Here is a 23,959-nt window from a genome sequence, read left to right as displayed (position 1 = left end):
GGCATGTCCGTGCCGAGAATGAGGAGACCTGTCGTGCCGAATCATTCCACCCCGTTTCGGGCGTTGCTGAAGGGGGCTTTGGCCCTGTTCTGTGGCTTTGTATGGGTCAGCCCGGCGTTGTGTGCCACTGGGCACCACCATGCCCGGCATGCTCAGACAGAGGCCGCTCCGGCAAAGGGTGCCTCGGGTGCGCCCGTTGTGCTGCGCAGGCAGCCGGGCAGTGCGCTGGATGCTGTCGCCCGCACATTGAACGCGGATGACCTTGCCGCTGCGGCCCGACATGGAGAAAAGCCGCTGGTGCTGATCGGCTCGGCCCCTCTGTCCAGTGGGGATGCCAACATGGCCCTGTTTGTGCAGGTGCAGTCCGCCAGCCTGTGCGGGTCTGCCGGGTGTTCGACCGATGTGTACCTCAAACGTGGAGGGCATTGGCACAAGATACTCGATTCCATCAGTGGCCCGATTGTCCTGCTGCCCACCACCCACGGCGGGATGAAGGACATTCTGGTTGACGGCTCTGACCGCTGGGTCTGGAAGGGTACAACCTATGCCGATACGCTGGTGGCGCAGGATTTGCCGGGGCTGAAAGAATCCATCAAGAAACATCAGGCCGCCATGCACCGCAGCAAGCATGGAAATAGCCCCTGACAGCCTGCAATAGCGGGTGGCTGGCCCCTGTTGCCTAATACAGGGCCCAGCCATTGCTCAGTTATTGTAGTAAAACCGTAGCCGCTCATCATGCCGGGCAGGTCGCCCGGCTCTTTGCTCAGCTTTGCTAATCATCTGGTCAGTCTGCGGGCATGTCCAAGGGCGAGGCTGAACGGTTTGCGGCTTCCCGCGTCCAGAAAAATGTCAGCTCATGCTTGTTATGGGCAAGATGTGCCAGTGCGCCGCCGGGTATGGCTTCAAACGCCGCCACGGTCTCGTGGTCGGTGCTGCCCTGGAATTTGACTGTCAGGATCATATTGGCCGTACGGCCGGACGCAATCCAGTTTTGTGCCAGTCGCAGCAGGCGCTGGGGGTAGGCAATAATGTCGGAAAACACCCAGTCCACAGGTGGCAGGTCAGCGGGGTCCAGCCCAAAGGCGCTGGCCTGCTGAAAGCTCACACCCGGCATGGCGGCAACGGCCGGGTCCAGCGGGGCTCTGTCAAAGGCCGTTACAGTGGCCCCAAGGCTGGCCAGCGCCCATGTCCAACCGCCAGGTGTGGCCCCCAGATCGTAGCAATGCTCTCCCGCTTTGGGCCAGGCCCGCAACAGGGTGCAGGCTTCCCAGAGCTTCAGATAGGCGCGGGAGGGCGGGCCTGTACGGTTTTCAACAAAGCGGGGAGCCCCGTTGATAAAAGGGCTGGTCTTGCGGGTAGAAAACAGCAGGGTGGACGGTGCCAGCAGGGTCCATGCCCCCAGCGGGCTTGTCGGTGCCGGGGTGGGGAACACCAGAGGAGCCGCCTTGATGGAGGGTAACCGCTCCTGAATTAACTGCGTCCGGCGGAAAAAATCGGCTGTATACAGGCCCCAGTTGCGTTGCTGGGCGCGCAGGGTGTCCGAGGCATGGCGGATGGAGGTAATCTCCACCATTTCAGGCGTGGCCCAGCCATCCAGCGCCCAGGGGCAGTATGTTGCTGGCTGGGTGGAGAGGGCCAGCCTGCCATGCCAGTGGGCAATGCTGACGCCACGGCGTTGCAGATCCTCCGTCATGACGGTTTCCAGCCCTTCAGGGGCCAGCCATGCGCCTTTGATGTCGATACTCATGCCCGAAAGGCCCATCCAGCGGCCAATGCCAGCCACGACAGGATCAGCAGGCTGCCTCCTGTGGGGGCTATGTGGGCGGCATGGTGGCCAGTAAAGGCCGTGTAATAGACCCCGCCGCAGAACAGCAGCATACCCAGCAGCAACCCACAGCCCCCGGCTAACAGCAGGCGTGTGCGGCAGTCGCGCAGTGTCAGGCCCAGGACGGTCAGGGCAATGCCCTGCCACATCTGCATGTCCACAGCGCTATGGGCCATGGCGCGGCCCCCGGCGGCAAAGCTGCTGTCGGGAAGGTGGGCGGCCATGGCGCCCATCATGGTGGCCGTGGCAACAGCCAGCGCGCCACAGACACGCCATAAGCGTGGAAGTGCAGAGGATGTGAGCATGCCCCATGCTGTATAGAAAGAAAGAGGGAACAGAAAGGGCTGAATGACCCTGTCAGCACGGCTGATTTGTCTGTTAGGGCTGGCACTGGCCCGCTGCGTGGATAGGGTGGAGGAGGTGCATGGCTGAGAAGCCGGGCACTCGACCAATCGTGTTGAGAAAACGGCCTGTCATGCAGGCTGTCAGACACACAGTAATCATGGCACTGCGGTGTTGGGGAAAGAGAGCATGAGCATACGCATCGACAAGGTTGTAACCCGTGGGGGGGACGGTGGGCAGACGTCCCTGGGGGATGGGTCACGGGTTGGCAAGGACAGCGCGCGGGTAGAGGCATTGGGGGCGCTGGATGAGGTCAACGCTGTCATCGGTCTGGTGCGCGCCCATGCTGACCAGGATACGGATGGCACGGTGGATGCCGAACTGGCGGCCGTGCAGAACCTGCTGTTTGATATGGGGGCCGACCTCTGCCAGCCGGAAGGGCCAAAGGCGCACAGGGCCAGCCGGATGGAAGGTGATGTGCTGGTGCGGATAGAAGAGTGGGTGGAGCGGCTACGTGTGCGGCAGCAGCCGTTGAATGGGTTTGTGCTGCCCGGTGGCACTCTGGCGGCAGCCTGGGCCCATATGGCGCGGACGCAGACGCGGGTGGCGGAGCGTCGGCTGGTGGCTCTTGCCGCGCAGGAGCAGATCAATCCTGTCCTTGTAAAAATTCTTAACAGACTATCTGATTACTTTTTTGTTCTTGCCAGATACTTCAATCAGGACGGAAAAACCGATGTTCTGTGGCGTCCTGCGCCAGCACCCAAAGGGTGATTGCCCGTATGGGCGTGAAAAAACAGGATGATCGTTGGCGAATGTAAAAGGGCATGCTACTATGCCCTCCAAGGGCGGATAATGTGCCACGCGCCTGTAATCGGGTGTGGCGCGCATATCCAAGCATCCAGTATGCTCAATGATAGAAACAGGGTGTAATGACACCTTGCCTGTTGTCTGCCCATGAGATCAGGCCACCTCCCGGCTGGCTTGCGCCCGATTACAGACTATTTCGAATGTGACATCCAGATTCATGAATACATCATTTTTTCGGTCATCATCCACGTCGGGGACGGATCAGGAAGAAGGGCTAGAAGAGGCAAGCATGCGCAATGCGCTGGAGCGCCTTGGTCATGCCCCGCCAGCCCGTTCCAACCCGCGCCCAGCGCCTGACAGTGCGGGCAAGCGCCGTCGCTTTGTGCGCGATGGAGAGGTGCCGGTCGAAAAGCATACCCTGGCACGGGTTGCGGCCCCTCGCACGGTGTCCTCCCCCCGCACAGGTGCAGCCGCACGCTCCGTGCATTTTTCCGATGAAGACAATGGCGAACTCAGCCGCCTGCGCCGCCATGTCGCGGAAGAAAAACTCCGTGCGGAAGAAGCCGAACGCCAGATGGCGGGCCTGCGCAACACCCAGAGCGACCTGATGACCCGGATCAGCCTTGCAGACGCACAGGTGCTGCAACTGAAAGGGCAACTGGCCGAGCGGGAAAATCAACTGGCCCAGATGGAACAGAAACTCCATACGGTGACAGATGCCCTGCGCACGCAGGAAAACGAAGTGCAGAAGCTGGAAGCCCGGCTAGAAGCACAGGAAACACCACGCCCCCGCAAACCTGCCAAAAGCTACGTGCTGGCGCAGGAAGAAGCCGGGAAGAACGAACCCGCCCCCGTTAAATGGTGGAAGGACTGACCACCATTCTGCACCGTAGGCCAGAGGCGTGGGTATGAAAAACCGCACCGTCACGCCAGCACTTGTGGTGCTGGTGCTTAATCTTGCGTTGGGGGTGGCCTGCACCCTGTTGCCCCCTGTGGTCATGGGCTTTCTGTCGTTGCTCAGGGATGTGTTGGGCGTGCTTATTCTGCCCTTCAGCTTTCTGTTCGGTCTGGCGGGCTGGTCAACCGACCTGTCCTCCGTGGCAGGTGGCGGGACAGGGTTTATGCCTGATTCTCTGCGGCATCCGTTCCGAGCGATTGGGGCGGCTGGCCTGCTGGCATTTTCGGTCGTCTGTTCGGTAACAGCCTGCAACGTGCCAGAAGGCGCATGGACAGAGCGTATTGCAGCGCCGGTTATGACGCTTGCTGCATTGCTGTTGGTGGGGTGGGACCCGGGATTGATCCTGTTGCCTGCTCTGGCTTTGCAGATGTACGCGTTGCGTTATCCCACCATGCAGTTGCCGGGGCGTAGAGCCTGAAGGCAGAAGGCGACGGAACTGCTCTGGTGAACGTCCGTCTGCTAGCTTGCGAAACACATAGAAAAATTTTGAAAGTTTTTGGTGAAGCTTTTTTCAAAAAGCTTCAAAGAGTATCCCATTTTAAAAAAGGGTGCTCCCAGAAACACTTTTGAAGTGCAGTAGCCAAAAGCTGAAAGAGCCTGAGGTGGCCGACAAAGACCTACGCTGGCCATGCTCACACTCAGGAGCAAGACCAGCCGTGGCAGCGGTTTGTTAGGCGGCAGGGAAAATTTTGCCGGGGTTCATCAGGTTTGCAGGGTCAATCGCAGCCTTGATCCGGCGCATGGTTTCCAGTTCAGCACCGCCACGCCATGCAGGCATCATATAGGCTTTAAGCTGGCCTACCCCATGCTCGGCCGAGAACGAGCCACCAAGCCCTCGCACAATATCCGCCACCGCATCCATAATGGCATGGTCCTGCGCCAGAAAAGCTTTCGGGTCCGCGCCTTCAGGCTGCACAAGGTTGAAGTGGATATTGCCATCGCCAATATGGCCGAAAGGGGCGACCCGCAGACCGGGCACCAGGGCTTCACACGCCTCGGTCGCCTGAGCGATCAGCGCCGGGATGGCCGCCAGTGGGACTGAGACATCGTTCTTGACCGATGCGCCCGCCCGTTTCTGGGCTTCGGCGTGTTCTTCCCGCAGCACCCATAGTGCCTGACGCTGGCTTTCGCTCTCGGCCAGCACGGCGTCTGTCACCAGTCCGCTTTCCAAGGCTTCACCCAGGACAGTTTCCATCAGGGTCCGCAGGCTGTCATCGGCGCGGGGGCTTGCCAGTTCCACCAGCACATAGGCCGGGGCAGGTTCTTCCAGCGGGAGGGTTGCACCATCAATCAGCGTATTGACCAGCCCCATGCTGGTGCCGGACATGAATTCAAATGCATGAATGGCTGAGGGGTCCTGCTTGCGGAAGGCCGCAAAGAGTTCCAGCGCCTGTGCTGCCCCGCCAACAGCGCACAAGGCGGTCTCGCGCGAACGGGGGGCGGGCTGTAGCTGGATAACCGCGCGGGTGATAATGCCTAGTGTCCCCTCTGCGCCGATCAGCAACTGCCGCAGGGCATAGCCGGTGTTGTCCTTGCGCAGCTTACGCATGACATCCAGCACACTGCCGTCAGGCAGAACGGCTTCCAGCCCCAGTGCCAGTTCCCGCGCGTTGCCGTAGCGCACGGTATTGTTGCCCCCTGCATTGGTGGCCAGCACGCCCCCGATATCCGCCGACCCTTCGGAGGAGATGGACAGCGGCAGCAGCAGCCCCTGTGCGGCGGCAGCATCCTGCGCGGCTTTGAGCGTTACCCCTGCTTCCACCGTCATGGTCAGGTCGGCGTGATCAATGGCATGCACCCGGTTCATGCGGGTGGTGGAAATAACGACCGCAGCCCCGCTGGTGTCAGGCGTTGCACCACCAACCATGCTGGTGTTGCCCCCCTGGGGGACCATGGGCACCCCATGGGCATGGCACAGGGCGACAGCCTTTGCACATTCCTCGGTGCTGGCAGGGCGCAGCACGGCAGCACAGCGACCGTGGTAAAGGGCGCGCCAGTCGGTGCAGAAAGGGTCCGTATCCGTTGTGTCTGTCAGCAGACCGGTGGCGCCAAGCACGTCAAGCAGGGCGTCATGAAGGGGCTGGGGGAGAGATGTTTCGGACATGGCGGTGTCGTATTCCTGCAAAAAACCGTAATATAAGGCGAAGCAAAGGGTCAGCGGGTCAGTCCATGGTGTGTCGCCGGTCGACCATATGGGGTGTTACGACCGGGTCAATGGCGTGGAAGACCTCCGCCCCGGCAATGCCGGTCAGCAGCCCGGCCAGAATGGCGGCCACAACCGTCAGCCGCTGCTTGTTCCGCCCTGCCAGCCGTGAGGTGGCAATGTGGGACTGAAGCTCTGCGCGGGATTGCTGGGTTAGGTAGAGTTCAGCCTTCAGGGCTTCATTCTGGGCGGTCACTGTCTTCAGGTTGCGGTCCAGACGGGTCAGACTTTCTGTCATTTCCCGCAACTGGTTGCGATAGGTGTCTGGCGTTTCCTGCCGGGCACGTGTGCTGCTGGAGCGTGGAGGCGGGCGTTGGGCCTCCCGCGCTTTGGGTGGCTCTGCGGCCAGAACCTGAAAGAGGTTTTTCAGCGCGCCACCGGTGGTGCTGTTGCGCTGGGCACGCCTGCGCAGGGTTTCCAGCGCTGTGCTGGACTGACCCGGATGATCCTCCAGCACCAAGGCCAGGATGTCCGAGAGGATTTTGATTTCCTTGGGGTCCATCGTGGTCATGGCAGGGTGCTGCCTGGTGCCAGGGCACTGTCTGGTCGTGGGGCTGCGGCCCGGTTCAGGCGGTCGTTTATGGCCACGCCCAGGCCGGTGTTAGGGATGGGCTGCACGGCTATGCCACGCAGATGCAGGCGCTGGCCTTCCAGGTCGAGGGCGCGGAGGCCTGCAAACAGGCGGGCGGCGGCTTCCTGCAGGTTACCGCTTTCACTCAGGTTCCAGCTTGCCGACTGTGTCGGGGTTTGCTGGGGGCCAAAGGCCAGCACAGCCTCGTCTGGGGCAATGGCGGTGGCGTTCAGCCGCACAGGCAGGTGTGGGGCATAGTGGGACAGCATCCGCCCGGGGGACAGGGGGGCCGCGTCGCTCTGGGTGTCAGGCAGGCGGATGGGGCCGCATATGGCCTCCAGTTCCTCCAGCGTGACACCACCGGGGCGTAAAAGGCATGGGGCGGAAGGGATGGACAGGTCCAGCACTGTGCTTTCCAGCCCTACAGGGCAGGGGCCGGTGTCCAGTACGGCGTCAATCCTGCCATCCAGTTCCGCCAGAACATGGGTGGCGTCAGACGGGCTGATACGGCCTGAGCGATTGGCCGATGGCGCAGCAACAGGGCAGCCTGCCAGTGTCAGCAACTGGGCAACCGTATCGCCACGGGGCACACGCACCGCCAGAGTGGCCAGCCCGTCGGCCGCCAGATCGCTGATGGTGCTGCCGGGCGCGCGGGGCAGGACAAGGGTCAGCGGGCCGGGCCAGAAGCGGTCGGCCAGGGCATGCGCCAGCGGGCAGGCCACGACATGGGTAAACGCTGCCGCAGCGGTCGGAAAATGGCTGATGAGCGGGTTAAAGCGGGGGCGATTTTTGGCGGCAAAAATGCGGGCCACGGCTTCTGGCTGGGTGGCGTCTGCCCCCAGCCCGTAAACTGTTTCGGTGCCAAAAGCCACCAGTCCGCCAGCTTGCAGGATGCTGGCGGCGGCAGCAAGGCCAGATGCGCTACTGTCCAGACGTCTGGTCATGTTTCTTCCGTGGAGCGGCTTGCGGCACCGGGACTTTCGTTCCGCTTTTGGGGCGTCACGAAGGGAACGGGGTCAACTGCGGGATCATAGCGTTCCGGTACAGACAAACGGCGGATTTTTCCAGTCCGTTTTGCCGTACAGCAGCGGGGAACCGTCCAGAAGTGTCACCTGCCCCCCTGCGGCTTCCACAATGGCCTGCGGGGCGGCTGTGTCCCATTCCATCGTAGGGCCAAGGCGGGGGTACAGATCCACCAGCCCTTCGGCCACGCGGGCAAACTTTACGGCAGACCCGATATTGCCCAGTGTTGCAATCGGCCGACCGGCCAGATACTGGGCCAGACGCTGGTCGTCAGCATGGTGGCGGGACGCCAGAACATTCAGCCCTTCCGCCGGAGCCTGACGCACATGGATGGCGTGCAGGCCCTCGGTATCCCGGCGCCAGGCCCCCAGACCGACCCCGCCGGTGTAAAGCTGGTGGTAGGCGGGCAGGGCCATGGCCCCCAGCACGGCGCGGCCATCACGCACAAGGCCGATGTTGACGGTAAAGTCGTCCCGCCCGGCGGCAAATTCCCGCGTGCCGTCCAGCGGGTCCACCAGCCAGTAGGCCGGGGTGGCAAAGGCGCGCAGGCCCGCAGCCACTTCTTCCTCCGCGATGACGGGGATGTCGGGCACAGCAGCGCGCAGCCCGCGCAGGATATGGGCTTCGGCCTTCTGGTCCGCTTCCGTCACGGGGGAGGAGTCGGTCTTGGTCAGAGTTTCAAAACCACGGGCGCGGATGGTGCGGATAATTTCTGCCGCTTCTTCCGCCAGTCGGGCGGCCAGGGCAAGCAGGTCTGTGTCGGTGTGATGGGTCATGCACCCAGCATACGCCAGCTTGCACTGGCCGTCATGTCCCTGTCGCCTATTGCCAAGCTGTTGGGTGGGACGTACCCATGAAGGATTAGTTGTGCCACAGGATGAACGGTGAAAAACATGCTTCAGATTTCATTTTCCGCACAAACCCGCCCCGACAAGGGTGCTCTTGCCATTCTGCTGCCCGAAGGCGATGCCCGCCCCGCAGTTTTTAAAACGCTGGACGAGGCCACAGGCGGCGCCCTGACCCGTGCGGCTGTGGCCGAGGGGTTTAGCGGCAAGGACGGTACCAGCTGTGTGATCCTGGCCCCTTTGCCGGATGTGTCGCGCATTGTGCTGGTCGGGCTTGGCAAGGCCGCGGCGCTGGATGCCTGGGCCGCAGAAAAAGCCGGTGGCTATGCCGCGGCACTGCTGGGCCGGGAAGAGGCAGCCTCCGTCGCCACCGGGGAGCTATCGGGCGCTCTGGCAGCCCATGTTGCTCTTGGCGCGGTGCTGGGTGCGTATCATTTCAGCCTGTATCATGGCGCGCCCGAAGCTCTTAAAAACCACAAGCTGGCAGCCCTGTCGGTCCTGACTGACGGTGTGGCGGAAGCTGAGGCATTGTGGCCCTCGCTCTCTGCCGTCGCGCAGGGTGTTGTGCTGACGCGCGATCTGGTGAGCGAGCCTGCCAATGTCCTGACCCCGGTTGAGTTTGCCGAGCGGGCGGCCACCCTGCGGGCCCATGGGCTGGATGTGGACGTGTTTGACCGCGATGCGCTGGAAGCCCTGGGCTTTGGTGCGCTGCTGGGTGTTGCCCAGGGGAGCGCGAACGAGCCCCGCATGGTGGTCCTGCGCTGGAACGGCGGCAAGGAAGGCGAGGCTCCGCTGGCCTTTGTGGGCAAGGGTGTCACGTTTGATTCGGGCGGCATTTCCATCAAGCCCGCCGCAGGCATGGAAGACATGAAGTGGGACATGGCAGGCGCAGGCATTGTGGCCGGGCTCATGACCACGCTGGCCTTGCGTAAGGCGCAGGTTAATGCCGTTGGCCTTGTCGGGCTGGTGGAAAACATGGTGTCCGGCACAGCCCAGCGGCCCGGCGATGTTGTGCGCAGCGCCTCGGGCAAGACCATTGAGGTGCTGAACACCGACGCCGAGGGCCGTCTGGTTCTGGCCGATGTGCTGTGGTACGCGCGTGAGCGTTTTGCACCCAAGCTGATGGTTGATCTGGCGACCCTGACCGGCGCGATCATTATCGGGCTTGGTAATGAATACGCAGGGCTTTTCTCCAATGATGAAGCTCTGGCCAGCGGTCTGGCCGATGCGGGTGCATTTACGGGTGAAAAGCTGTGGCGCATGCCGCTGGGCAAGGAATACGACGCCCTGCTGAAGTCCGACATCGCGGATATGAAGAACATCAGCGGTGGTCGTGGGGCTGGTTCCATTACGGCGGCGCAGTTCCTCCAGCGGTTTGTGGGGGAAACGCCCTGGGCACATCTGGATATTGCCGGTGTGACATGGGCCACCAAGGCACGCCATGGCCAGCCCAAGGGGGCCACGGGCTTTGGCGTCCGCCTGCTGGATCGCTTTGTGCGGACTGGTTTCGAACAGGACTAATACCCGATCCTGCCTGCCTCATGGACTATGGGGCAGGCAGATGGCGGCAGGTCAGCGGGCGCGCTTCCAGCCCTGTTCTTCCTGCCGCCAGTAGGTCAGCGCATGGCCTGCTGTCTTTGCGGCCGTCCAGCGCTCCCGCGCTGCGGCAACGGCGGTGTCATCATGACCGTCAAACAGATCAAAAACACGTTCAAACCGTGCTGGATCGGGGCATTGCCGCCCTTCGAGCAGAAAGAGAAAACGCGCCTCGTTAGGGCAGTCTTCCTCTGTTGTCAGCCAGATCGGTTGCAGATCGGGGCAGAGAATACCCGCCCGCCCATGCGGCAGCCATGTGGGGGAGGACACCTGCCACAAGGCTTTGTCGAGCGTTTCCACAAGCGGTGTGCTGCTACACCATACGGCGGCTTTCTGCCCTGCGGCCAGCGTGCGGGACAGCAGCGGGGGTAGGGCATCGGGCACGCTTGTCCGTGTCAGGTGGTAAAAGCCGATCTGGGTCATGCCTTCTTATAGCAGCCCTGCCGGGGGGCAGAAGCCTGCGTCTGTGGGCATAGGGCTGTTTTTGCAAACTCCCTTTGAGGGTGGTGCCCATAAGTCTGCACAATAGTAAAAGTTCTAGGTGACGCTGTCTTTCAAGACGAACCAAAGACTATTGCCCCACTGGAAAAGAGAACACCTGAAAACTTTGTATTTTTTGAAACCAGTGCCCAAGCCGGGTCAGTGCAGATCGCTGTCCTCGGACAGGGGGCGGTGGCCGACATGGACAACCAGCGGCAGGCTACGGGCGTTCCGCAGCACTGTCAGTTGCACATCACTGCCCGGTTTTGTCGCGGCAATGGCGCGGATCATAAAGCGGGCAGTGTCCACGCGCTCCCCATTCAGGGTGGTGACAATATCGCCATGTTGCAGGCCACCGTGGTTGGCGGGGCTGTTCTGGTCAACCTCTGTCACGCGCGCACCGGTGCGGCTGCTGATGTCTTCCAGCGTGGCCCCCAGCCAGCCCCGGTCAATATGGCCCGTCTGGCTCAGGGTTTCGACAATCGGGATCACCAGTTCGGAGGGGATGGAAAAGCCAAGGCCGACCGACCCGCCTGTGGGGGAGACGATGGCAGTATTAACGGCCACAACCTGCCCGGCCAGATTAAAAGTCGGTCCGCCGGAATTGCCGGGGTTGATCGGGGCATCAAGTTGCAGGAAGTCATCAAACGGCCCGGCCCCGATATCCCGCCCACGGGCCGAGACAATACCCGCGGTGACAGAAGAGCCAAGGCCAAACGGGTTGCCTGCGGCCATAATCCAGTCCCCCACCTGCACAAGGCGGCTGTCGCCCCATTCCACATGGGGCAGGGGGTCATGGCTGGTAATGCGGATAACGGCAATGTCCGTCAGCGGGTCCAGCCCCACAAGAGCGGCTGTATATTCCTGCCCGTTGGCGAGTGAGACGGTAATTTTATCAGCATCGGCCACCACATGTCCGTTGGTGACGATCAGGCCAGAGGCATCAATAATAAAGCCCGACCCGGCCTCCAGCAGTTCGTTGCGGTGGCGGCGCATGCGCTCGCGGTAGCGGCGTTCCAGTGGCGTATCCCGCACGGAGGAGGGCAGTCGGCGGCGTGTGCCAGCTTCAGAATCACGCGTGACGGCAATATTGACCACAGCAGGCACAACCTTGCGGACAAGTGGCGCAAAGCTGGAGGGGCCACCGCCCACAAGGGGCACCGCAGGGGCAAAGATAGGCAGGCTGGCCACCTGTGCATGTGCCGTACTGCTACCGACCATGCAGGCAAGGCTGGTCGCGGCCAGGGTGTGGAGGTTCCGCCGGGGGGGGATCATACAGAGCTGGGGCCATGTCCGCACATACAGGCTTTTTGGGCATGTTTGTACGGATTATGCAACCACGATCCCGCTATGGAGTGCCAATTTCATCGCAGAATGGCCGCCCAGCCCGCCTTGGAGCGGTGGTATTTCCGGAGGCAAAGGCGGCCCGTTTTTTCAGCTACTGCGGCGGGGTGTTGGTTTGGCTGGGGCAAGGGCCGGGTTTTCGGGCCAGTCATGGCGAGGGTAGCGCCCGCGCATGTCCCGGCGCATGTCCGCCCAGCCGCCTTGCCAGAAATCGGCCAGATTGGCGGTAATGGCCTGCGGCCTGCCTGCGGGGGACAGCAGGGCAAGGCGTAAGGGGATACGCCCCCCGGCCAGCCGTGGTGTTTCGGCCGTGCCATAAAAAACTTGCGCCCTGGCCGAGGCCACGGGCACGGGCTGGGTATAGTCCACCTGTGCGCGGCCACCCGGAAAGGTCAGGGCTGTTGGCAGTTCCTTGTCCAGCCACTGGCATTGGGCATAGCCAAGGTATGAGCGTAGCAGGCCCGTGGTATCGAGCGTTTTTGCCGCGGTGATGGAGCCGCAGTCCTGCAAGGCGGAGGTCAGCCACAGGTCGATCTGTCTGGCCAGGGCGGGCGTTGAAAAATCAGGCCAGTCGAGCGTTGTATCCTGCGTGCTGGCGGCCAGGGCGCGTGCCAGTTCCACTCGGGCTTGCAACTGACGGACTGTCTCTGACCAGTCCAGCGTGGTTTCCAGGCTGTCGCGGGCATGGGCGACGAGGAGTGAGGCTGCATCCTCCGCCTTCACTTTTTCCGTGCGGTCGCGCAGCACAAGGCAGCCAATACGGGTGCGCCTGCGGGCAAGAATATTGCCGCTGCTGGGGTCCAGTGTGGTTTCCACCTGTTCGCGTGTGCGTTCCAGCACGGTGGACGGCAGGGCGTCGGGGTCTAGCGGGGCCGCCAGCCGGATTTCTGCTGCGGTGCGGAGGTGCAGGCTGGCAACGGCCAGCAGGCGGTGTTTGCTCAGCCCGTCATCCCGCCTCAGCCGGGCGTTGCCTCCGTTGGCCAGGCGGAAACTGCCTGCCTCGCCCCGGCACAGGGCAATACGGTCGGGAAAGCCTGCGGCCAGCAGGGCTGCGGCATCGCCCTTGGCGGGCAGGCGCGCGGGCAGGCCGAGGCGGATACGGAACCGGCTGGCAGCCTGCCGGATACGGGCAAGTGCGGCCCTGTCGGCCTGTGGATGATCCTCCCCCGCAATCAGGTCCAGCCGCAGGCTGATATCTGCCGGGGGCACGGGTGGTGGCCCGCCACCGGTAGCGCGGGGGCGCAGGGGGTCGCGCTCCTCCAACAGGGCGGCAAGGTCTGCTGCCAGCGATGCCTCCTCCCGCGTGCGTGCGGCCAGTAGCATGGCGGCAAGGCGGGGGTGGGTGCCAAGGCCCGCCATGGCACGGCCCAGCTTGGTCAGTCGGCCAGCCTCATCCAGCGCGCCAAGCAGGCCCAGCAGTTCCCGCGCTGCGGCGACTGCGCTGCCGGGGGGCTGGTCAGGCAGGGGCAAAGGAGTGTCCCCGCCGCCCAGTACCTCGGCCCAGGCGGCTGTTGCCAGCACAAAGTCGGACAGGTCCGCTTCCAGAATTTCGGGCCTGTCATGCTGGGGCATGGCACGTTCGGTATGGGGGGACCACAGGCAATAGGCTGTGCCCGGTGCCTCGCGCCCGGCGCGGCCTGCCCGCTGGCGGGCGGCAGCTTTGGAAATGCGCAGTGTTTCCAGCCGGGACAGTCCGGCCCCGGCATCAAAACGGGGTGCGCGGCGGAAGCCACAATCCACCACAACCCGCACACCGGGCACGGTTAGCGATGTTTCGGCAATGGAGGTGGCCAGAATAACCCTGCGCTCCCCTGCCGCACCGGGGCGCAGAACACGTGCCTGCTCGGCGGGGTGCAGTTCTCCATGCAGCGGCAGGACCGTGGCGGGAATACCCTCCAGCAACTGTGCTGTGCGGCGGATTTCTCCCGTGCCCGGCACAAAGACGAGGATGTCACCCTGAGTTTCCGCCAGTGCCTGCCGCACTCCTGCGGCCGTGGCGGCGGGGATGTCGCGCACGGAGGGAATATCTTTTTTGGCGTGGTGAACCTGCAGGTCAAACATCCGCCCTGCGCTGGTCAGCACCGGGGCTTCCATCAGGGCGGCCAGTCGTTCGGTTTCCGCAGTGGCGGACATGGCAACAAGCCGCAGGTCTGGTCGCAGGCTGCGTTGCAGGTCCAGACAGAATGCCAGTGCCAGATCAGCATCCAGCGAGCGTTCGTGCACTTCGTCCAGAATAACGCAGGCGACATCTTCGAGCATCGGGTCTGACAGCATACGGCGCAGAAAAAGCCCCTCTGTCAGCACCTCAATCCGTGTCTGCTCGGAAACGGCGGCCTCGATCCGGGTGCGAAAGCCGACAAACCCTCCGGCTTCCTCTCCCCGCAGCGCGGCAATGCGTTGGGCTGCCGCCCGTGCGGCCAGCCTGCGCGGTTCCAGCATGATGATTTTCTGTGACTCGGCGCGCCACGGCGCTGCCGCCAGCACAGGCGGGACAGAGGTTGTCTTGCCCGCCCCCGGTGGGGCCACAAGAATGGCGCTGGCAGGTTTTTCGGCAGAAAACGTAGCAAGCTGCGCGCACAGTGCGGGCAGGATTTCGCTTACGGGCAGGCCATCGGCCAGAGGCAGTGCGGTCAGGTCAGGCAGAGGCTGGGTCATGGTGGAGTTATGACGCCCCGGCGCGGCCCACGCAACGGGCCGATGACAGGCCGGTTGCCAAGGGGGCAGGCCACCTGTGTGGCCTGCGGTGACGTCTTACTTGCTGCTGCCCGGCAGTTTGAGAAAGCTGCTGGGCGGGGACATGGTATGTGCTTTGCTGGCTGTGCTGCTGGAGGCCTGACCGCTGTCCTCACCCGCGGGGAAGATGGGGTTGGGTTCTGACGGTGTGGTTGCTGCTGCCGCAGGGGCCGTAGGCGTGGTGGGCGCATTGGCGGGGACAGTCGTGGCCGGGTCGGCATCCGGGTTGACACCCGCCAGGGTCGAGGCACTTTCCTTGCCAGTCAGGTTCTGGGTCTGGATTGCGTCACCCACCGGGGTGCCCCCGGCATCAACCAGCCATTTTCCAAGCGCGTGGCGGACCTGATATTCAAATTCAACATTCAGGGTCTGCATCATGTCACGGGTGACATTGTACAGGTTGCCAGGGCTTTCGGTATCTTGCGACGGGTCGGGGTGGAGTGTCTGCCCGGCCTGTGCCGAGGCATAGCCCACGCGCTCACCACCGGGGCCGATAATGTCCAGATGTACGGCCACCTGTCCGTTCAGATCGCCGCCGGGTTCATGCAGGATATAGGCACGGTCGATGACAAAGCGGGCTACGGTGCCTGACCCTGCGGCCCCACGGGCCACCAGCCTGTCCTCGGCCATCTGGCGCACGGCCTGAATGGGGGGCACAGGGGATTTATAGCCGATGTTGCCGTCCACCGGGTGGGACTGTGTTTTATCCTCAATGGTCAGGGAAGACGTGTTGAGGTTGAGTTGCCCCAGATAATCATACCGCAGCGGGGGGTAGCTTGCGGGGGGCTTGTTGTCCGCGCACCCGGCCAACAGGGCAGGCAGCGCCATGGCGGCAACCAGGTGGAAGCGTCGGGGGCGGAAAAACAGCATCATGGCACACTCTATCAGGCAGACGGGTGGAGGTTGTCACATCCATCCGTCATGACCGGGCCGGATGGGCAGGGCCACGCATGGTAACCCTGCTGTCCAGTGTGCGCTGCGTGGGCCGGGTGGTCAACAGCCTCAGGCGCTGGCGGCAACATCCTTGCGCTGGAAATGGAAGTCCTTGTTACAGAACTCGCATGTCATCACGATCGTGCCGTTGTCCTGACTCATGTGGTCAAGATCATCATCGGGGAAGGTCGACAGCATATCAACCAGTCGTGCGCGGGAGCAGCGGCAGCCAAACGCCAGAGCGCGGGCCTGACCAACATGCAGGTCCTGCTCGTGGAACAGGCGGTGCAGCAACTGGGGAGAGGACAGGCTGTCGTCAAACAGTTCGCGCGCGGTCAGGGTCATGGCCAGGATGGTGGCCGTTTCCCACTCGGCATTGGCGTCCGCAGTGCCGACGGGGTCAACACCACCTTCCCCGGCGATGCGTTCCAGCACAAGCCCGCCCGCCTGCCAGCCGGTATCGGTCATGGCGCAGGTCAGCATAAGCCAGCAGGCATGCTGCTCGCTGGTGGCAAAGTAGTGCATGGCCATGGCGGCAAGGTCATCACCTGCTATGTCCACAATGCCCTGGTGGCGTTCCATGTCCGGCCCCTGATCCACGGTCAGGGCCAGATAACCGTTGCCCAGCAGTTCATGGTCGGTTGGGGTCGGGTTGGCAGCCAGCAGGGTGTCCAGCGCCTCGGCATCAATGCGGGCATAAAAGCGCAGTGCTCCGGTGCTGGTGCAGTCGGCCACCAGCATGGACACCGGCCCATCCCCTTTGACCTGAAGGGAAAAGGAGCCGTCAAACTTCAGCGCGGAGGACAGTGCCGCCACCAGAGCCAGCGCCTTGCCTGCAAGGCAGGACACAGGGGCAGGGTTGTCATGGCGGGTCAGTAATGTGTCGGCCAGAACCCCAAGGCGCACCAGCCTGCCCCGGACAGGCCGCCCATCCAGATGGAAGGGGGTGATGCCACCGGGAATGACAAGGTCGGGCACATCCGGGCGGTCACGGTCAAGAAAAGCCGGTGTTTCCATGGGGTCTATCCTGCGCTGCTGGTAGGGGAGGGAGCTGGGCGGCGGGTATCAGATATCGGCGGAAATATCCAATTCCAGCTTTTCCAGCTTGCGCTCCAGGTCACGCAGGGCATCTTCATCCAGCCCCAGGGTGTTGCGCAGGGCTGTCAGCAGGGTTTTGCGGCAGGCATCGTGCTCACTGTCCAGGTCGGCAACGCGGCCGCAAGTGGCCAGACAGTCCAGATAACGTGCGCGCAGCGGGGCCAGCGTGTCGGCGGCGAAAGGCAGGCTGGACAGAATGGTATCCAGGCTCCCTTCCACCCAGCCGGGGACGGAGGGGGTGTCTTCGGTGCTGGTGGGGGTTTGACTGGTCATGGCGTTTACTCCTTGCCCCAGGCTGTCCAGTGGGCACCGCCAAGCGCCCAGGCCAGAATACCCTTTTGGGCATGCAGGCGGTTTTCCGCCTCGTCGAAAACAATGGACTGACGGCCTTCAAAAACCTCGTCCGTAACTTCCTCACCAATATGGGCAGGCAGGCAGTGCATGAACAGGGCATCGGGGGCGGCAAGTGCCATCAGCGCTGCATTGACCTGATAAGCCTCCAGCCGCGCTATGCGGGACGCGGCTTCGGTCGGTGAGTCAGACATGCTGACCCATGTATCTGTGACAATACAGTCGGCCCCTCGGGCAGCTTCACGCGGGTCGGCTGTCCATTCCACAGTGCCGCCTTCGTTCCTGGCCCAGTCAAGCACCTCCTGCGGGGGTTTCATATCCGGCGGGGTGGCCGCATGCAGGTTAAAGCCAAAGCGCACAGCCCCCTCGATCAGCGAGACCAGCACATTGTTGCCGTCCCCAGCCCAGGCAAAGGTGCGGCCACGGATGGGGCCCCGGTGCTCCTCGTAGGTCATGATATCGGCCATGATCTGCGCGGGGTGGGAATTGGGGGTAAGGCCGTTGATGACGGGCACAGTGCTCCAGCGGGCCAGCTCATGCAGGGCGTTGGTATTACCCGTACGCAGCATGATGGCGTCCACAAAGCGGGACAGCACGCGGGCGGTATCGGCAATGCTTTCCCCCCGGCCAAGCTGCATGTCCTGCGAGGACAGGACAACCGCATCCCCCCCAAGCTGGCGCACCCCGACCTCAAACGAGATACGGGTGCGGGTGGACGGGCGTGAGAACATAAGCCCGACCTGCCGCCCGGCCAGAGGCTGGCGCGGGTGCAGGGGAAAGCGGCGGCCCTTTTGCATGCGTTTGATACCGCGTGCGACATCAAGAATCTGCCGCAGTGTCGCGCTGTCCAGGTCCTTGATGTCAAGGAAATGGCGCGGTTCCATCGGGGTAAGGGACGGGGAAACGGTGGAAACGACAGCGCTCACGGTGCGGGCTCCAGAACAGGCGAGGGTGTGTTGGTGGCTTTCAGGCTGTCTATGGCCTGGTTCAGGCGGGCAACGGCCTGGCGGCATTCATCTTCCGACACGGTCAGGGGCGGGACCAGACGCAGTACGTTGTCGCCCGCGGTCACGCACAGCAGACCGGCCTCCTGCGCTGCGTCCTGCACATCACCCACAGGGGGGATGCATCGCAGCCCGACCAGCAGGCCAAGGCCACGGCGTTGGGCAAAAATGCCGGGCCTGTCGGCCATCAGCTTGTCCAGCAGCCCGGCCAGAAAAGTGCCGCGTGCGCGTATCTGTTCCATAAAGCCGGGGGCCAGCAGCACATCCAGCACGGCGTTGGCGGCCGCGCAGGCCAGCGGGTTGCCGCCAAAGGTGGTGCCATGGGTGCCCGGTGTCATGCCCTGAGCCAGCCCTTCCCGCGCGAGGATGGCCCCGATGGGAAAGCCCCCGCCCAGACCTTTGGCGCTGCTCATGATATCGGGGGTAATGCCTGCACGCTCATGGGCAAACAGATAGCCCGTGCGGCCTACACCTGACTGCACTTCATCCAGTGCGAGGAAAATCCCCGTCTCATCACACAGAGCACGCAGGGCGCGCAGATACTCGACACTGGCGACCTTGATGCCGCTTTCGCCCTGAATGGGTTCGAGCATAATGGCGGCTGTATTGGGCGTAATGGCGGCCCGCACGGCTTCAATATCGTTGTAAGGGACATGGGGGAAACCCGATACGGTCTCACCATATCCTTCCAGATACTTGGGGTTGCCGGTGGCTGCCAGCATGGCCAGTGTACGGCCATGGAAGGCCCCATCCATGCAGAGAATGTCGGTCCGCTCGGGGTGGCCTGCCAGCATCTGCGCGCGGCGGGCCATCTTCACCATACCTTCATTGGCTTCCGCGCCGGAATTGCAGAAGAAGACACTGTCGGCAAAGGTATTGGCCACCAGCCGTTCAGCCAGCCGCTCGGCCTGGGGCACGCGGAACAGGTTGGACACATGCATGACCAGGCCTGCCTGTGTACGAATGCTTTCGACAAGGTGGGGGTGTGCATGGCCCAGCGAGCACGTGGCAATGCCTGAGGCGAAATCCAGGAATCGTCGCCCATCCGATGTTTGCAGCCATACGCCGTCGCCCCGCTCGAAAGCGAGATCAGCGCGCTTGTAGGTCGGCATAAGGGGAGAGATCATGGGTTTCGTCTTTGTGCTGGCGGTTGTTGAACCTGAATGGTGAAATGCGGTTGCTGCGGATGCAAAACGAAAAGCGCCCGCTGCCTAGAATGGAGCGGGCGGTCCGTTTCTGTTTTCCATCATGACGTGATCCGCGCGGTCGAGTCAAATATCTGTCATGAAAATAAGGCATGTAAACCGTGCGTTTCCGGCATGGCTGTATGCTAAAGGGTATGGCTGTCCACTGCGCCCGCAAAGGGTGTTTCCGTCGTGTGGGAGGATGCGTAAGATAACCGCCATGGACAGTTCTTCCTCCCCATCTGGCGCAGTGGTGCCGCCTGACCGTGCCGCGCTGCGGGCTGCGGCTTTGGCGCACCTGGCCCGTTTTGGCACAACCCGGCACGGGCTGGGGCGTGTGCTTTTGCGCCGGATTGCCCGCTGGCAACATCTGGCAGAGGCTGCTGGGGCCGACGCGCAGGAGGTCGCGCAGACAGCCCGCGCCTTAGGCGCGGTTGTGGAGGAGATTGTGCAGGAAATGGCGGGGCTGGGCGCTGTGGATGACCACGCTTTTGCCCGTTCACGCGCAGGCAGGCTCATGCGGTCAGGCCGGTCGGTGCAGGCTGTGCAGGCCCATCTGGCTGCCCGTGGGGTGGATGCCTCGGTCCGGGCTGCCGTGGTTGATGCGCAGGAGGAGGGTGGCGGACTGGACCGGGCCGAGCGCGACCTTTGCGCGGCACTGGTTCTGGCCCGTAGGCGCAAGCTCGGCCCGTTTGCGGTGCCGGGTGAGGCCTCGACCGAAGCTGATCCGACACAGGCAGCCCGCGCGCTGGGCGTGCTGGCGCGGGCAGGCTTTGGGCGTGACACAGCCCAGCGTGCCCTTGAGATGGATGGGGATGAGGCATGGCAGTGGCTGGAACGCATGAAAGCCGAATCGTGAGGCGGGGCCTTGTGCTGCTGCCCACCCTGCTGCTGGCGGCCTGTGGGTCGTCAGGCCATGGGGGGTGGAACGGGTCTGTCCAGTGCGTGCCGTATGCGCGCTCCCATTCCGATATCAAGCTGTCTGGGTCTGCGGCGTCCTGGTGGGGTGGGGCTGCGGGCCAGTATGCGCGTTCCTCCGTCCCGCATGAGGGGGATGTTCTGGTTTTTCGCTCTACGCGGCAGCTGCCGCTGGGGCATGTGTCCGTGGTGCGGCAGGTCAGCAGTTCCCGACTGGTGCTGGTTGACCATGCCAACTGGGAACCGGGCAGCGTGACACGGCATGCGCCGGTGGTTGATGTCTCACCAGGTAATGACTGGTCACGCGTGCGGGTGTGGTGGTCGCCTGTTCATGCTATGGGCAAGACAGTGTATCCTGCGTACGGGTTTGTAGAGCCCCGGCCCGACAGGGGGAGCTGACAGCTTTGGCGCGGGCAGCGGTAAATGAGGCTTGCATGCAGGCGTGTTCGCCCTCATGTACAAACACTCTGGCATGGGTGGAAGATTGGGGGCGCACAGGCGCGGCCCAGGGTAAGGAATGATGGGATATGGGTAGCTTGAGCATCTGGCATTGGCTGATCGTGCTTGCGGTCGTGCTGGTTCTCTTTGGGGGCGGCGGCAAGATCAGCACGCTGATGGGGGACATGGCCAAGGGCATCAAGTCCTTCAAGAAGCATATGGCTGATGATGAGCCGATGGAGGGTTCTTCCGCCCCGCAGCAGGGTGGGCAGATCCCCCCGCCGCCCGCGGGTGTTGCCTCCACACAGCAGGCTGGCGCTACGGTGGATCAGACGGTTCGCAAGTAAGGCGCCCTCTTTCCCAATAATCGCACTGGAATAATCATGGACAAGACTGTCGCGGAAAAAAACCGTGGCGCACAGGATATCGTGCGGGCGGGTCAGAGAATGGACCTGCGCGGGTGGGTGCCAGCCACGGCTGGCAACATCAGCTGCCGCCTGGCGGATGGGCGTATCGCCATTACCCGCTCGGGCTGTCACAAGGGTTTTCTGCGGACAGATGACGTCATTACCGTTGACGAGGCTGGCCACCCCCATGACCCCGCCAACAAGCCCAGTGCCGAAACTTTGCTGCACTGTCAGGCATACAGGCTGATGCCCCAGGTTGGCGCGGTGCTGCACGGGCATTCCGTCGCCTCCACCGTGCTGTCCATGGATGTGCGTGAACCTGCCCTGATCCTGCGTGATTACGAAGTGCAAAAGGTGTTTGAAGGGCAGACCACCCACGACGCCAGCATTGCCATCCCCCTGTTTGACAACGACCAGGACATTGCGCGCCTTGCCACTGTGGTGGAGCCGTTTTTTGGTCGTATGCCCGCAGGCTACATTATCCGTGGGCATGGTGTGTATGTGTGGGGCCGCGACATGGACATGGCGCTGGCCCGGCTGGAAGGGCTGGAGTTCCTTCTGGCCTGCGAACTGGAACGGCGGAGGGCACGAGCATGAGCGAACTGAGCATTTATGACGACAGCACGCCGGGCCACCCCGTGCTGCGTACAACCGATGCAACTGAGATTGCCAGCGTGCTGGGTGCCAAGGGCATCCGTTTTGAACGCTGGGAAGGCCCGCAGATCCCGCCGCGTGATGCGGATGAGGCCACGGTGCTGGCGGCCTATCGTCCGTTTCTGGACCAGTTGATGGGGGAGACGGGGGCTGGCTCGGCCGATGTGCTTCGCATTACTCCGGCCACTCCGGGCCTGCCAGCCCTGCGTGAGAAGTTTCTGAGCGAGCATACCCATAGTGAGGACGAGGTCAGGTTTTTCGTCCACGGTGGGGGGCATTTTGTCATCCATCTGGATGGGCGGGTGTATGACATCCATTGCACCCAGAGCGACCTGATTTCCGTGCCGGAAGGGATACGCCACTGGTTTGATGCCGGGCCGGAACCCGATATGGTCACACTCCGTATTTTCACACACAAGGAAGGATGGGTTGCCCATTATACGGGCAGCGATATTGCCCGGCAGTTTCCCTCCTTCGCCAACTGAGGCCCGCCTGATGCAGACACTCCCCCAGGGCGCGCCGCGCGTGGTCTTGCTTGATATCGAAGGCACAACCCTGCCGGTATCCTTTGTGCATGACGTGCTGTTCCCTTACGCCCGCACTCATCTGGCGCTGTTTCTGGTCCAGCACGGTGGGGATGCCACAGTGCAGGCCGCGCTGGCACAGACGGCGGAACTGGCGCCCGGTGTGCCCCCGCTGGAACAGCTTGAACGCTGGATGGATGAGGACGCAAAAGTAGCCCCGCTGAAAACCCTGCAAGGGCTGTGCTGGGAAAAAGGCTACGCCAGGGGCGAACTGGTGGCCGCACTCTACCCCGATGTGCTGCCCTGCCTGCGGGCCCTGCATGCCGCAGGTGTTGCGCTGGCAGTGTATTCCTCCGGTTCGGAAGCGGCACAGCGCCTTGTGTATGGCTATACGGCGCAGGGGGATGTGAAAGCCCTGTTCAGCGGTTTTTACGACCTGCGGATGGGCGGTAAAAAGGACGCGGCAAGCTACAGCGCCATTGTGGCGCAGGCAGGCTGGCACGCTGCGGATGTGCTGTTTCTGTCCGATATCGAGGCGGAACTGGATGCCGCCGCGCAGGCAGGCCTGCGGGTCTGTCAGATTGCCCGGCCAGAGGATGGCACGGTTGCGGGCACCCGCCACCCGGTTACGACATCCCTACCCGAGGCGGCCCGCCTGTTCGGACTGCCGGGGGAGGGTTGAGGGTGAGCGCACAGGCCCAGCTTCACACGGATTGGAAAACTGTCCCTACCGCTGCGCTGGGGTGTGCCGCAGCTCTTGGTAATTTTGACGGGGTGCATCTGGGCCATGCCCATCTGGTGCATTCGGTGCATGCCGCCCGGCCCGACCTGCCGCGTGCGGTCGTAACGTTTGAACCCCACCCGCGGGAACTGTTCCGCCCGCAGGACCCGGCCTTCCGCCTGACCCTGCCGGAGGAGCGGCTGGCGGCTCTGGCGGCTCTGGGCGTGCAGCATGTTTTCCAGATCCGGTTTGACACAGCCTTTGCCAGCATGTCGGCCGAGGAATTTGTCAACGATGTGCTGCATCAGGCTCTTGGCCTGCGGCATGTTGGCTGCGGGCAGGATTTTGCCTTTGGCCACAGACGTGGGGGGGATGCCGCCTTCCTTGCCGCCCGGACAGAGGCGCTGGGCATAGGCTTTACCCAGGTGCCAACCCTGAGCGATGTGGGCGGGCCGTATTCCTCCACCCGGATTCGGCGGCTGTTGCAGGACGGCTACCCCGAAAAGGCGGCCGAGGAACTGGGGCGGCCATGGCGTATCCAGGGCGATGTGCAGCATGGGGACAAGCGCGGTCGCCTGCTGGGCTTTCCCACCGCCAATGTGCCCCTTGGCCGCCATCTGGAACCTGCACGCGGTGTGTATGCCGTGACCGTCTGCCTGTCGGATGGCACGCGTCACCCCGGTGTTGCCAATATCGGCCTGCGCCCGACGATTGCTGACGGCAAGGAAAGTCGGTTGGAAGTGCATCTGTTTGATTTTGAGGGTGATCTGTACGGCCAGCGGATTTCCGTTGCTCTGCACCGCCTGCTACGGGCCGAACAGCGCTTTGCCGGGCTGGATGCGCTCAAGGCCCAGATCGCGCAGGACGCGGCTCTGGCCCGACAGGTGCTGGCTGCCCCCCTTGACCCTTCCTGTTCCCTTCCCTGATAAGAAACGCCGGGGTGGCCTGCATGTGCTGTACGCCCGCCCGTGCCATGAACCCGAACCTGAAGTGACTTCTG

At 63.1% G+C, this 23,959-nt stretch carries 26 protein-coding genes; 12 read left to right on the top strand and 14 right to left on the bottom strand.

Features of this window, described 5'->3' with window-relative positions:
- The first annotated feature begins 78 nt into the window (after positions 1-78).
- Positions 79-645, top strand: a complete 567-nt coding sequence (locus FLP30_RS01560) for a hypothetical protein (protein WP_408834572.1) — start codon at positions 79-81, stop codon at positions 643-645.
- Between the two features lie 139 nt (positions 646-784).
- On the opposite strand, the gene FLP30_RS01555 is transcribed toward FLP30_RS01560, so the two are convergent.
- Positions 785-1,747 carry an SAM-dependent methyltransferase gene (locus FLP30_RS01555; RefSeq protein ID WP_149278044.1) on the bottom strand — a complete coding sequence of 321 codons (963 nt, stop codon included), beginning with the start codon at positions 1,745-1,747 and terminating at the stop codon, positions 785-787.
- Positions 1,744-2,130: a DUF423 domain-containing protein gene (locus FLP30_RS01550; RefSeq protein WP_149278043.1), complete on the bottom strand. Its 387-nt coding sequence runs from the start codon at positions 2,128-2,130 to the stop codon at positions 1,744-1,746. Before FLP30_RS01550 ends, FLP30_RS01555 begins: the two co-directional genes overlap by 4 nt.
- 226 nt (positions 2,131-2,356) lie before the next feature.
- Here FLP30_RS01550 and FLP30_RS01545 point away from each other — a divergent pair, with 226 nt between their 5' ends.
- The 3 genes from FLP30_RS01545 to FLP30_RS01535 all read left to right on the top strand — a co-directional run bounded on the left by FLP30_RS01545 (position 2,357) and on the right by FLP30_RS01535 (position 4,350).
- Positions 2,357-2,938: a cob(I)yrinic acid a,c-diamide adenosyltransferase gene (locus tag FLP30_RS01545; protein ID WP_149278042.1), complete on the top strand. Its 582-nt coding sequence runs from the start codon at positions 2,357-2,359 to the stop codon at positions 2,936-2,938.
- 253 nt (positions 2,939-3,191) lie between these two features.
- Positions 3,192-3,848 (top strand): coiled-coil domain-containing protein, encoded by a 657-nt coding sequence (locus FLP30_RS01540; protein ID WP_149278041.1) that lies wholly within the window; start codon positions 3,192-3,194, stop codon positions 3,846-3,848.
- A 34-nt stretch (positions 3,849-3,882) separates the two neighbouring features.
- Entirely contained in the window at positions 3,883-4,350 is a 468-nt protein-coding gene (locus tag FLP30_RS01535) for a hypothetical protein (protein ID WP_149278040.1), read from the top strand.
- A gap of 252 nt (positions 4,351-4,602) precedes the next feature.
- On the opposite strand, the gene FLP30_RS01530 is transcribed toward FLP30_RS01535, so the two are convergent.
- From FLP30_RS01530 to cysQ, 4 genes are all read right to left on the bottom strand, one after another.
- Complete coding sequence (locus FLP30_RS01530; RefSeq protein ID WP_149278039.1) at positions 4,603-6,036, bottom strand: FAD-binding oxidoreductase; 1,434 nt, start codon at positions 6,034-6,036, stop codon at positions 4,603-4,605.
- Positions 6,037-6,094: 58 nt separating this feature from the next.
- Positions 6,095-6,646, bottom strand: a complete 552-nt coding sequence (locus FLP30_RS01525) for a hypothetical protein (RefSeq protein ID WP_149278038.1) — start codon at positions 6,644-6,646, stop codon at positions 6,095-6,097.
- Complete coding sequence (locus FLP30_RS01520) at positions 6,643-7,650, bottom strand: L-threonylcarbamoyladenylate synthase (RefSeq protein ID WP_149278037.1); 1,008 nt, start codon at positions 7,648-7,650, stop codon at positions 6,643-6,645. The genes FLP30_RS01525 and FLP30_RS01520 overlap by 4 nt, the downstream gene beginning before the upstream one ends.
- Positions 7,651-7,734: 84 nt before the next feature.
- Positions 7,735-8,505: a 3'(2'),5'-bisphosphate nucleotidase CysQ gene (cysQ, locus tag FLP30_RS01515; RefSeq protein ID WP_149278036.1), complete on the bottom strand. Its 771-nt coding sequence runs from the start codon at positions 8,503-8,505 to the stop codon at positions 7,735-7,737.
- A gap of 117 nt (positions 8,506-8,622) precedes the next feature.
- Between cysQ and FLP30_RS01510 the strand changes: the two genes are divergently transcribed.
- Positions 8,623-10,095 carry a leucyl aminopeptidase gene (locus tag FLP30_RS01510; RefSeq protein WP_149280149.1) on the top strand — a complete coding sequence of 491 codons (1,473 nt, stop codon included), beginning with the start codon at positions 8,623-8,625 and terminating at the stop codon, positions 10,093-10,095.
- A 51-nt stretch (positions 10,096-10,146) separates the two neighbouring features.
- On the opposite strand, the gene FLP30_RS01505 is transcribed toward FLP30_RS01510, so the two are convergent.
- The 8 genes from FLP30_RS01505 to FLP30_RS01470 form a co-directional block, all read right to left on the bottom strand.
- Positions 10,147-10,593, bottom strand: coding sequence for a DNA polymerase III subunit chi (locus tag FLP30_RS01505; protein WP_149278035.1), 447 nt, complete (start codon positions 10,591-10,593; stop codon positions 10,147-10,149).
- Between the two features lie 216 nt (positions 10,594-10,809).
- Complete coding sequence (locus FLP30_RS01500; protein ID WP_149278034.1) at positions 10,810-11,925, bottom strand: S1C family serine protease; 1,116 nt, start codon at positions 11,923-11,925, stop codon at positions 10,810-10,812.
- Positions 11,926-12,084: 159 nt separating this feature from the next.
- Positions 12,085-14,649 carry an ATP-dependent helicase HrpB gene (hrpB, locus tag FLP30_RS01495; protein WP_149278033.1) on the bottom strand — a complete coding sequence of 855 codons (2,565 nt, stop codon included), beginning with the start codon at positions 14,647-14,649 and terminating at the stop codon, positions 12,085-12,087.
- A 96-nt stretch (positions 14,650-14,745) separates the two neighbouring features.
- Positions 14,746-15,600, bottom strand: a complete 855-nt coding sequence (locus tag FLP30_RS01490; protein ID WP_149278032.1) for a hypothetical protein — start codon at positions 15,598-15,600, stop codon at positions 14,746-14,748.
- A gap of 129 nt (positions 15,601-15,729) precedes the next feature.
- Positions 15,730-16,677 carry an Hsp33 family molecular chaperone HslO gene (gene hslO / locus FLP30_RS01485; protein ID WP_149278031.1) on the bottom strand — a complete coding sequence of 316 codons (948 nt, stop codon included), beginning with the start codon at positions 16,675-16,677 and terminating at the stop codon, positions 15,730-15,732.
- Between the two features lie 48 nt (positions 16,678-16,725).
- On the bottom strand, positions 16,726-17,031 hold the full coding sequence (locus FLP30_RS01480; RefSeq protein ID WP_149278030.1) for a hypothetical protein: 306 nt from the start codon (positions 17,029-17,031) through the stop codon (positions 16,726-16,728).
- A gap of 5 nt (positions 17,032-17,036) precedes the next feature.
- A complete protein-coding gene (gene argF / locus FLP30_RS01475; protein ID WP_149280148.1) occupies positions 17,037-17,993 on the bottom strand; it encodes an ornithine carbamoyltransferase in 957 nt (318 codons plus the stop codon).
- Between the two features lie 38 nt (positions 17,994-18,031).
- The gene (locus FLP30_RS01470; RefSeq protein ID WP_149278029.1) at positions 18,032-19,240 is read right to left on the bottom strand and encodes an aspartate aminotransferase family protein; all 1,209 of its coding nucleotides are present in this window, start codon (positions 19,238-19,240) and stop codon (positions 18,032-18,034) included.
- Between the two features lie 277 nt (positions 19,241-19,517).
- Here FLP30_RS01470 and FLP30_RS01465 point away from each other — a divergent pair, with 277 nt between their 5' ends.
- The 7 genes from FLP30_RS01465 (at position 19,518) to FLP30_RS01435 (ending at position 23,885) form a co-directional block, all read left to right on the top strand.
- Positions 19,518-20,156, top strand: a complete 639-nt coding sequence (locus tag FLP30_RS01465) for a regulatory protein RecX (RefSeq protein ID WP_149278028.1) — start codon at positions 19,518-19,520, stop codon at positions 20,154-20,156.
- The gene (locus tag FLP30_RS01460) at positions 20,153-20,614 is read left to right on the top strand and encodes a CHAP domain-containing protein (RefSeq protein WP_149280147.1); all 462 of its coding nucleotides are present in this window, start codon (positions 20,153-20,155) and stop codon (positions 20,612-20,614) included. The genes FLP30_RS01465 and FLP30_RS01460 overlap by 4 nt, the downstream gene beginning before the upstream one ends.
- A 128-nt stretch (positions 20,615-20,742) precedes the next feature.
- Entirely contained in the window at positions 20,743-21,000 is a 258-nt protein-coding gene (locus FLP30_RS01455; protein WP_149278027.1) for a twin-arginine translocase TatA/TatE family subunit, read from the top strand.
- A gap of 36 nt (positions 21,001-21,036) precedes the next feature.
- Entirely contained in the window at positions 21,037-21,657 is a 621-nt protein-coding gene (locus FLP30_RS01450) for a methylthioribulose 1-phosphate dehydratase (protein ID WP_149278026.1), read from the top strand.
- The gene (locus tag FLP30_RS01445) at positions 21,654-22,199 is read left to right on the top strand and encodes a 1,2-dihydroxy-3-keto-5-methylthiopentene dioxygenase (protein ID WP_149278025.1); all 546 of its coding nucleotides are present in this window, start codon (positions 21,654-21,656) and stop codon (positions 22,197-22,199) included. The genes FLP30_RS01450 and FLP30_RS01445 overlap by 4 nt, the downstream gene beginning before the upstream one ends.
- Before the next feature lie 10 nt (positions 22,200-22,209).
- The gene (gene mtnC, locus FLP30_RS01440; RefSeq protein WP_149278024.1) at positions 22,210-22,920 is read left to right on the top strand and encodes an acireductone synthase; all 711 of its coding nucleotides are present in this window, start codon (positions 22,210-22,212) and stop codon (positions 22,918-22,920) included.
- 2 nt (positions 22,921-22,922) lie between these two features.
- Positions 22,923-23,885: a bifunctional riboflavin kinase/FAD synthetase gene (locus tag FLP30_RS01435; protein WP_149278023.1), complete on the top strand. Its 963-nt coding sequence runs from the start codon at positions 22,923-22,925 to the stop codon at positions 23,883-23,885.
- The last annotated feature ends 74 nt before the right edge of the window (positions 23,886-23,959 follow it).

Source organism: Acetobacter vaccinii, assembly GCF_008365315.1.
In the GTDB taxonomy this organism is placed as follows: Bacteria; Pseudomonadota; Alphaproteobacteria; order Acetobacterales; family Acetobacteraceae; genus Acetobacter; species Acetobacter vaccinii.
Note: the sequence above shows the minus strand (reverse complement) of the source record. Positions and strands in the feature narration are given on the sequence as shown.

What these genes read in the sequence shown, in the direction of transcription:
- FLP30_RS01540 (WP_149278041.1), top strand. Translation starts at nt 3,192, where the DNA reads ATGAATACATCATTTTTTCGGTCATCATCCACGTCGGGGACGGATCAG.
- FLP30_RS01505 (WP_149278035.1), bottom strand. Translation starts at nt 10,593, where the DNA reads ATGACCCAGATCGGCTTTTACCACCTGACACGGACAAGCGTGCCCGAT.
- FLP30_RS01490 (WP_149278032.1), bottom strand. Translation starts at nt 15,600, where the DNA reads ATGATGCTGTTTTTCCGCCCCCGACGCTTCCACCTGGTTGCCGCCATG.
- FLP30_RS01530 (WP_149278039.1), bottom strand. Translation starts at nt 6,036, where the DNA reads ATGTCCGAAACATCTCTCCCCCAGCCCCTTCATGACGCCCTGCTTGAC.
- FLP30_RS01480 (WP_149278030.1), bottom strand. Translation starts at nt 17,031, where the DNA reads ATGACCAGTCAAACCCCCACCAGCACCGAAGACACCCCCTCCGTCCCC.
- hslO (WP_149278031.1), bottom strand. Translation starts at nt 16,677, where the DNA reads ATGGAAACACCGGCTTTTCTTGACCGTGACCGCCCGGATGTGCCCGAC.
- hrpB (WP_149278033.1), bottom strand. Translation starts at nt 14,649, where the DNA reads ATGACCCAGCCTCTGCCTGACCTGACCGCACTGCCTCTGGCCGATGGC.
- FLP30_RS01470 (WP_149278029.1), bottom strand. Translation starts at nt 19,240, where the DNA reads ATGATCTCTCCCCTTATGCCGACCTACAAGCGCGCTGATCTCGCTTTC.
- FLP30_RS01510 (WP_149280149.1), top strand. Translation starts at nt 8,623, where the DNA reads ATGCTTCAGATTTCATTTTCCGCACAAACCCGCCCCGACAAGGGTGCT.
- FLP30_RS01525 (WP_149278038.1), bottom strand. Translation starts at nt 6,646, where the DNA reads ATGACCACGATGGACCCCAAGGAAATCAAAATCCTCTCGGACATCCTG.
- FLP30_RS01450 (WP_149278026.1), top strand. Translation starts at nt 21,037, where the DNA reads ATGGACAAGACTGTCGCGGAAAAAAACCGTGGCGCACAGGATATCGTG.
- FLP30_RS01535 (WP_149278040.1), top strand. Translation starts at nt 3,883, where the DNA reads ATGAAAAACCGCACCGTCACGCCAGCACTTGTGGTGCTGGTGCTTAAT.
- FLP30_RS01520 (WP_149278037.1), bottom strand. Translation starts at nt 7,650, where the DNA reads ATGACCAGACGTCTGGACAGTAGCGCATCTGGCCTTGCTGCCGCCGCC.
- FLP30_RS01455 (WP_149278027.1), top strand. Translation starts at nt 20,743, where the DNA reads ATGGGTAGCTTGAGCATCTGGCATTGGCTGATCGTGCTTGCGGTCGTG.
- mtnC (WP_149278024.1), top strand. Translation starts at nt 22,210, where the DNA reads ATGCAGACACTCCCCCAGGGCGCGCCGCGCGTGGTCTTGCTTGATATC.
- FLP30_RS01555 (WP_149278044.1), bottom strand. Translation starts at nt 1,747, where the DNA reads ATGAGTATCGACATCAAAGGCGCATGGCTGGCCCCTGAAGGGCTGGAA.
- cysQ (WP_149278036.1), bottom strand. Translation starts at nt 8,505, where the DNA reads ATGACCCATCACACCGACACAGACCTGCTTGCCCTGGCCGCCCGACTG.
- FLP30_RS01445 (WP_149278025.1), top strand. Translation starts at nt 21,654, where the DNA reads ATGAGCGAACTGAGCATTTATGACGACAGCACGCCGGGCCACCCCGTG.
- argF (WP_149280148.1), bottom strand. Translation starts at nt 17,993, where the DNA reads ATGGAACCGCGCCATTTCCTTGACATCAAGGACCTGGACAGCGCGACA.
- FLP30_RS01545 (WP_149278042.1), top strand. Translation starts at nt 2,357, where the DNA reads ATGAGCATACGCATCGACAAGGTTGTAACCCGTGGGGGGGACGGTGGG.
- FLP30_RS01500 (WP_149278034.1), bottom strand. Translation starts at nt 11,925, where the DNA reads ATGATCCCCCCCCGGCGGAACCTCCACACCCTGGCCGCGACCAGCCTT.
- FLP30_RS01465 (WP_149278028.1), top strand. Translation starts at nt 19,518, where the DNA reads ATGGACAGTTCTTCCTCCCCATCTGGCGCAGTGGTGCCGCCTGACCGT.
- FLP30_RS01550 (WP_149278043.1), bottom strand. Translation starts at nt 2,130, where the DNA reads ATGCTCACATCCTCTGCACTTCCACGCTTATGGCGTGTCTGTGGCGCG.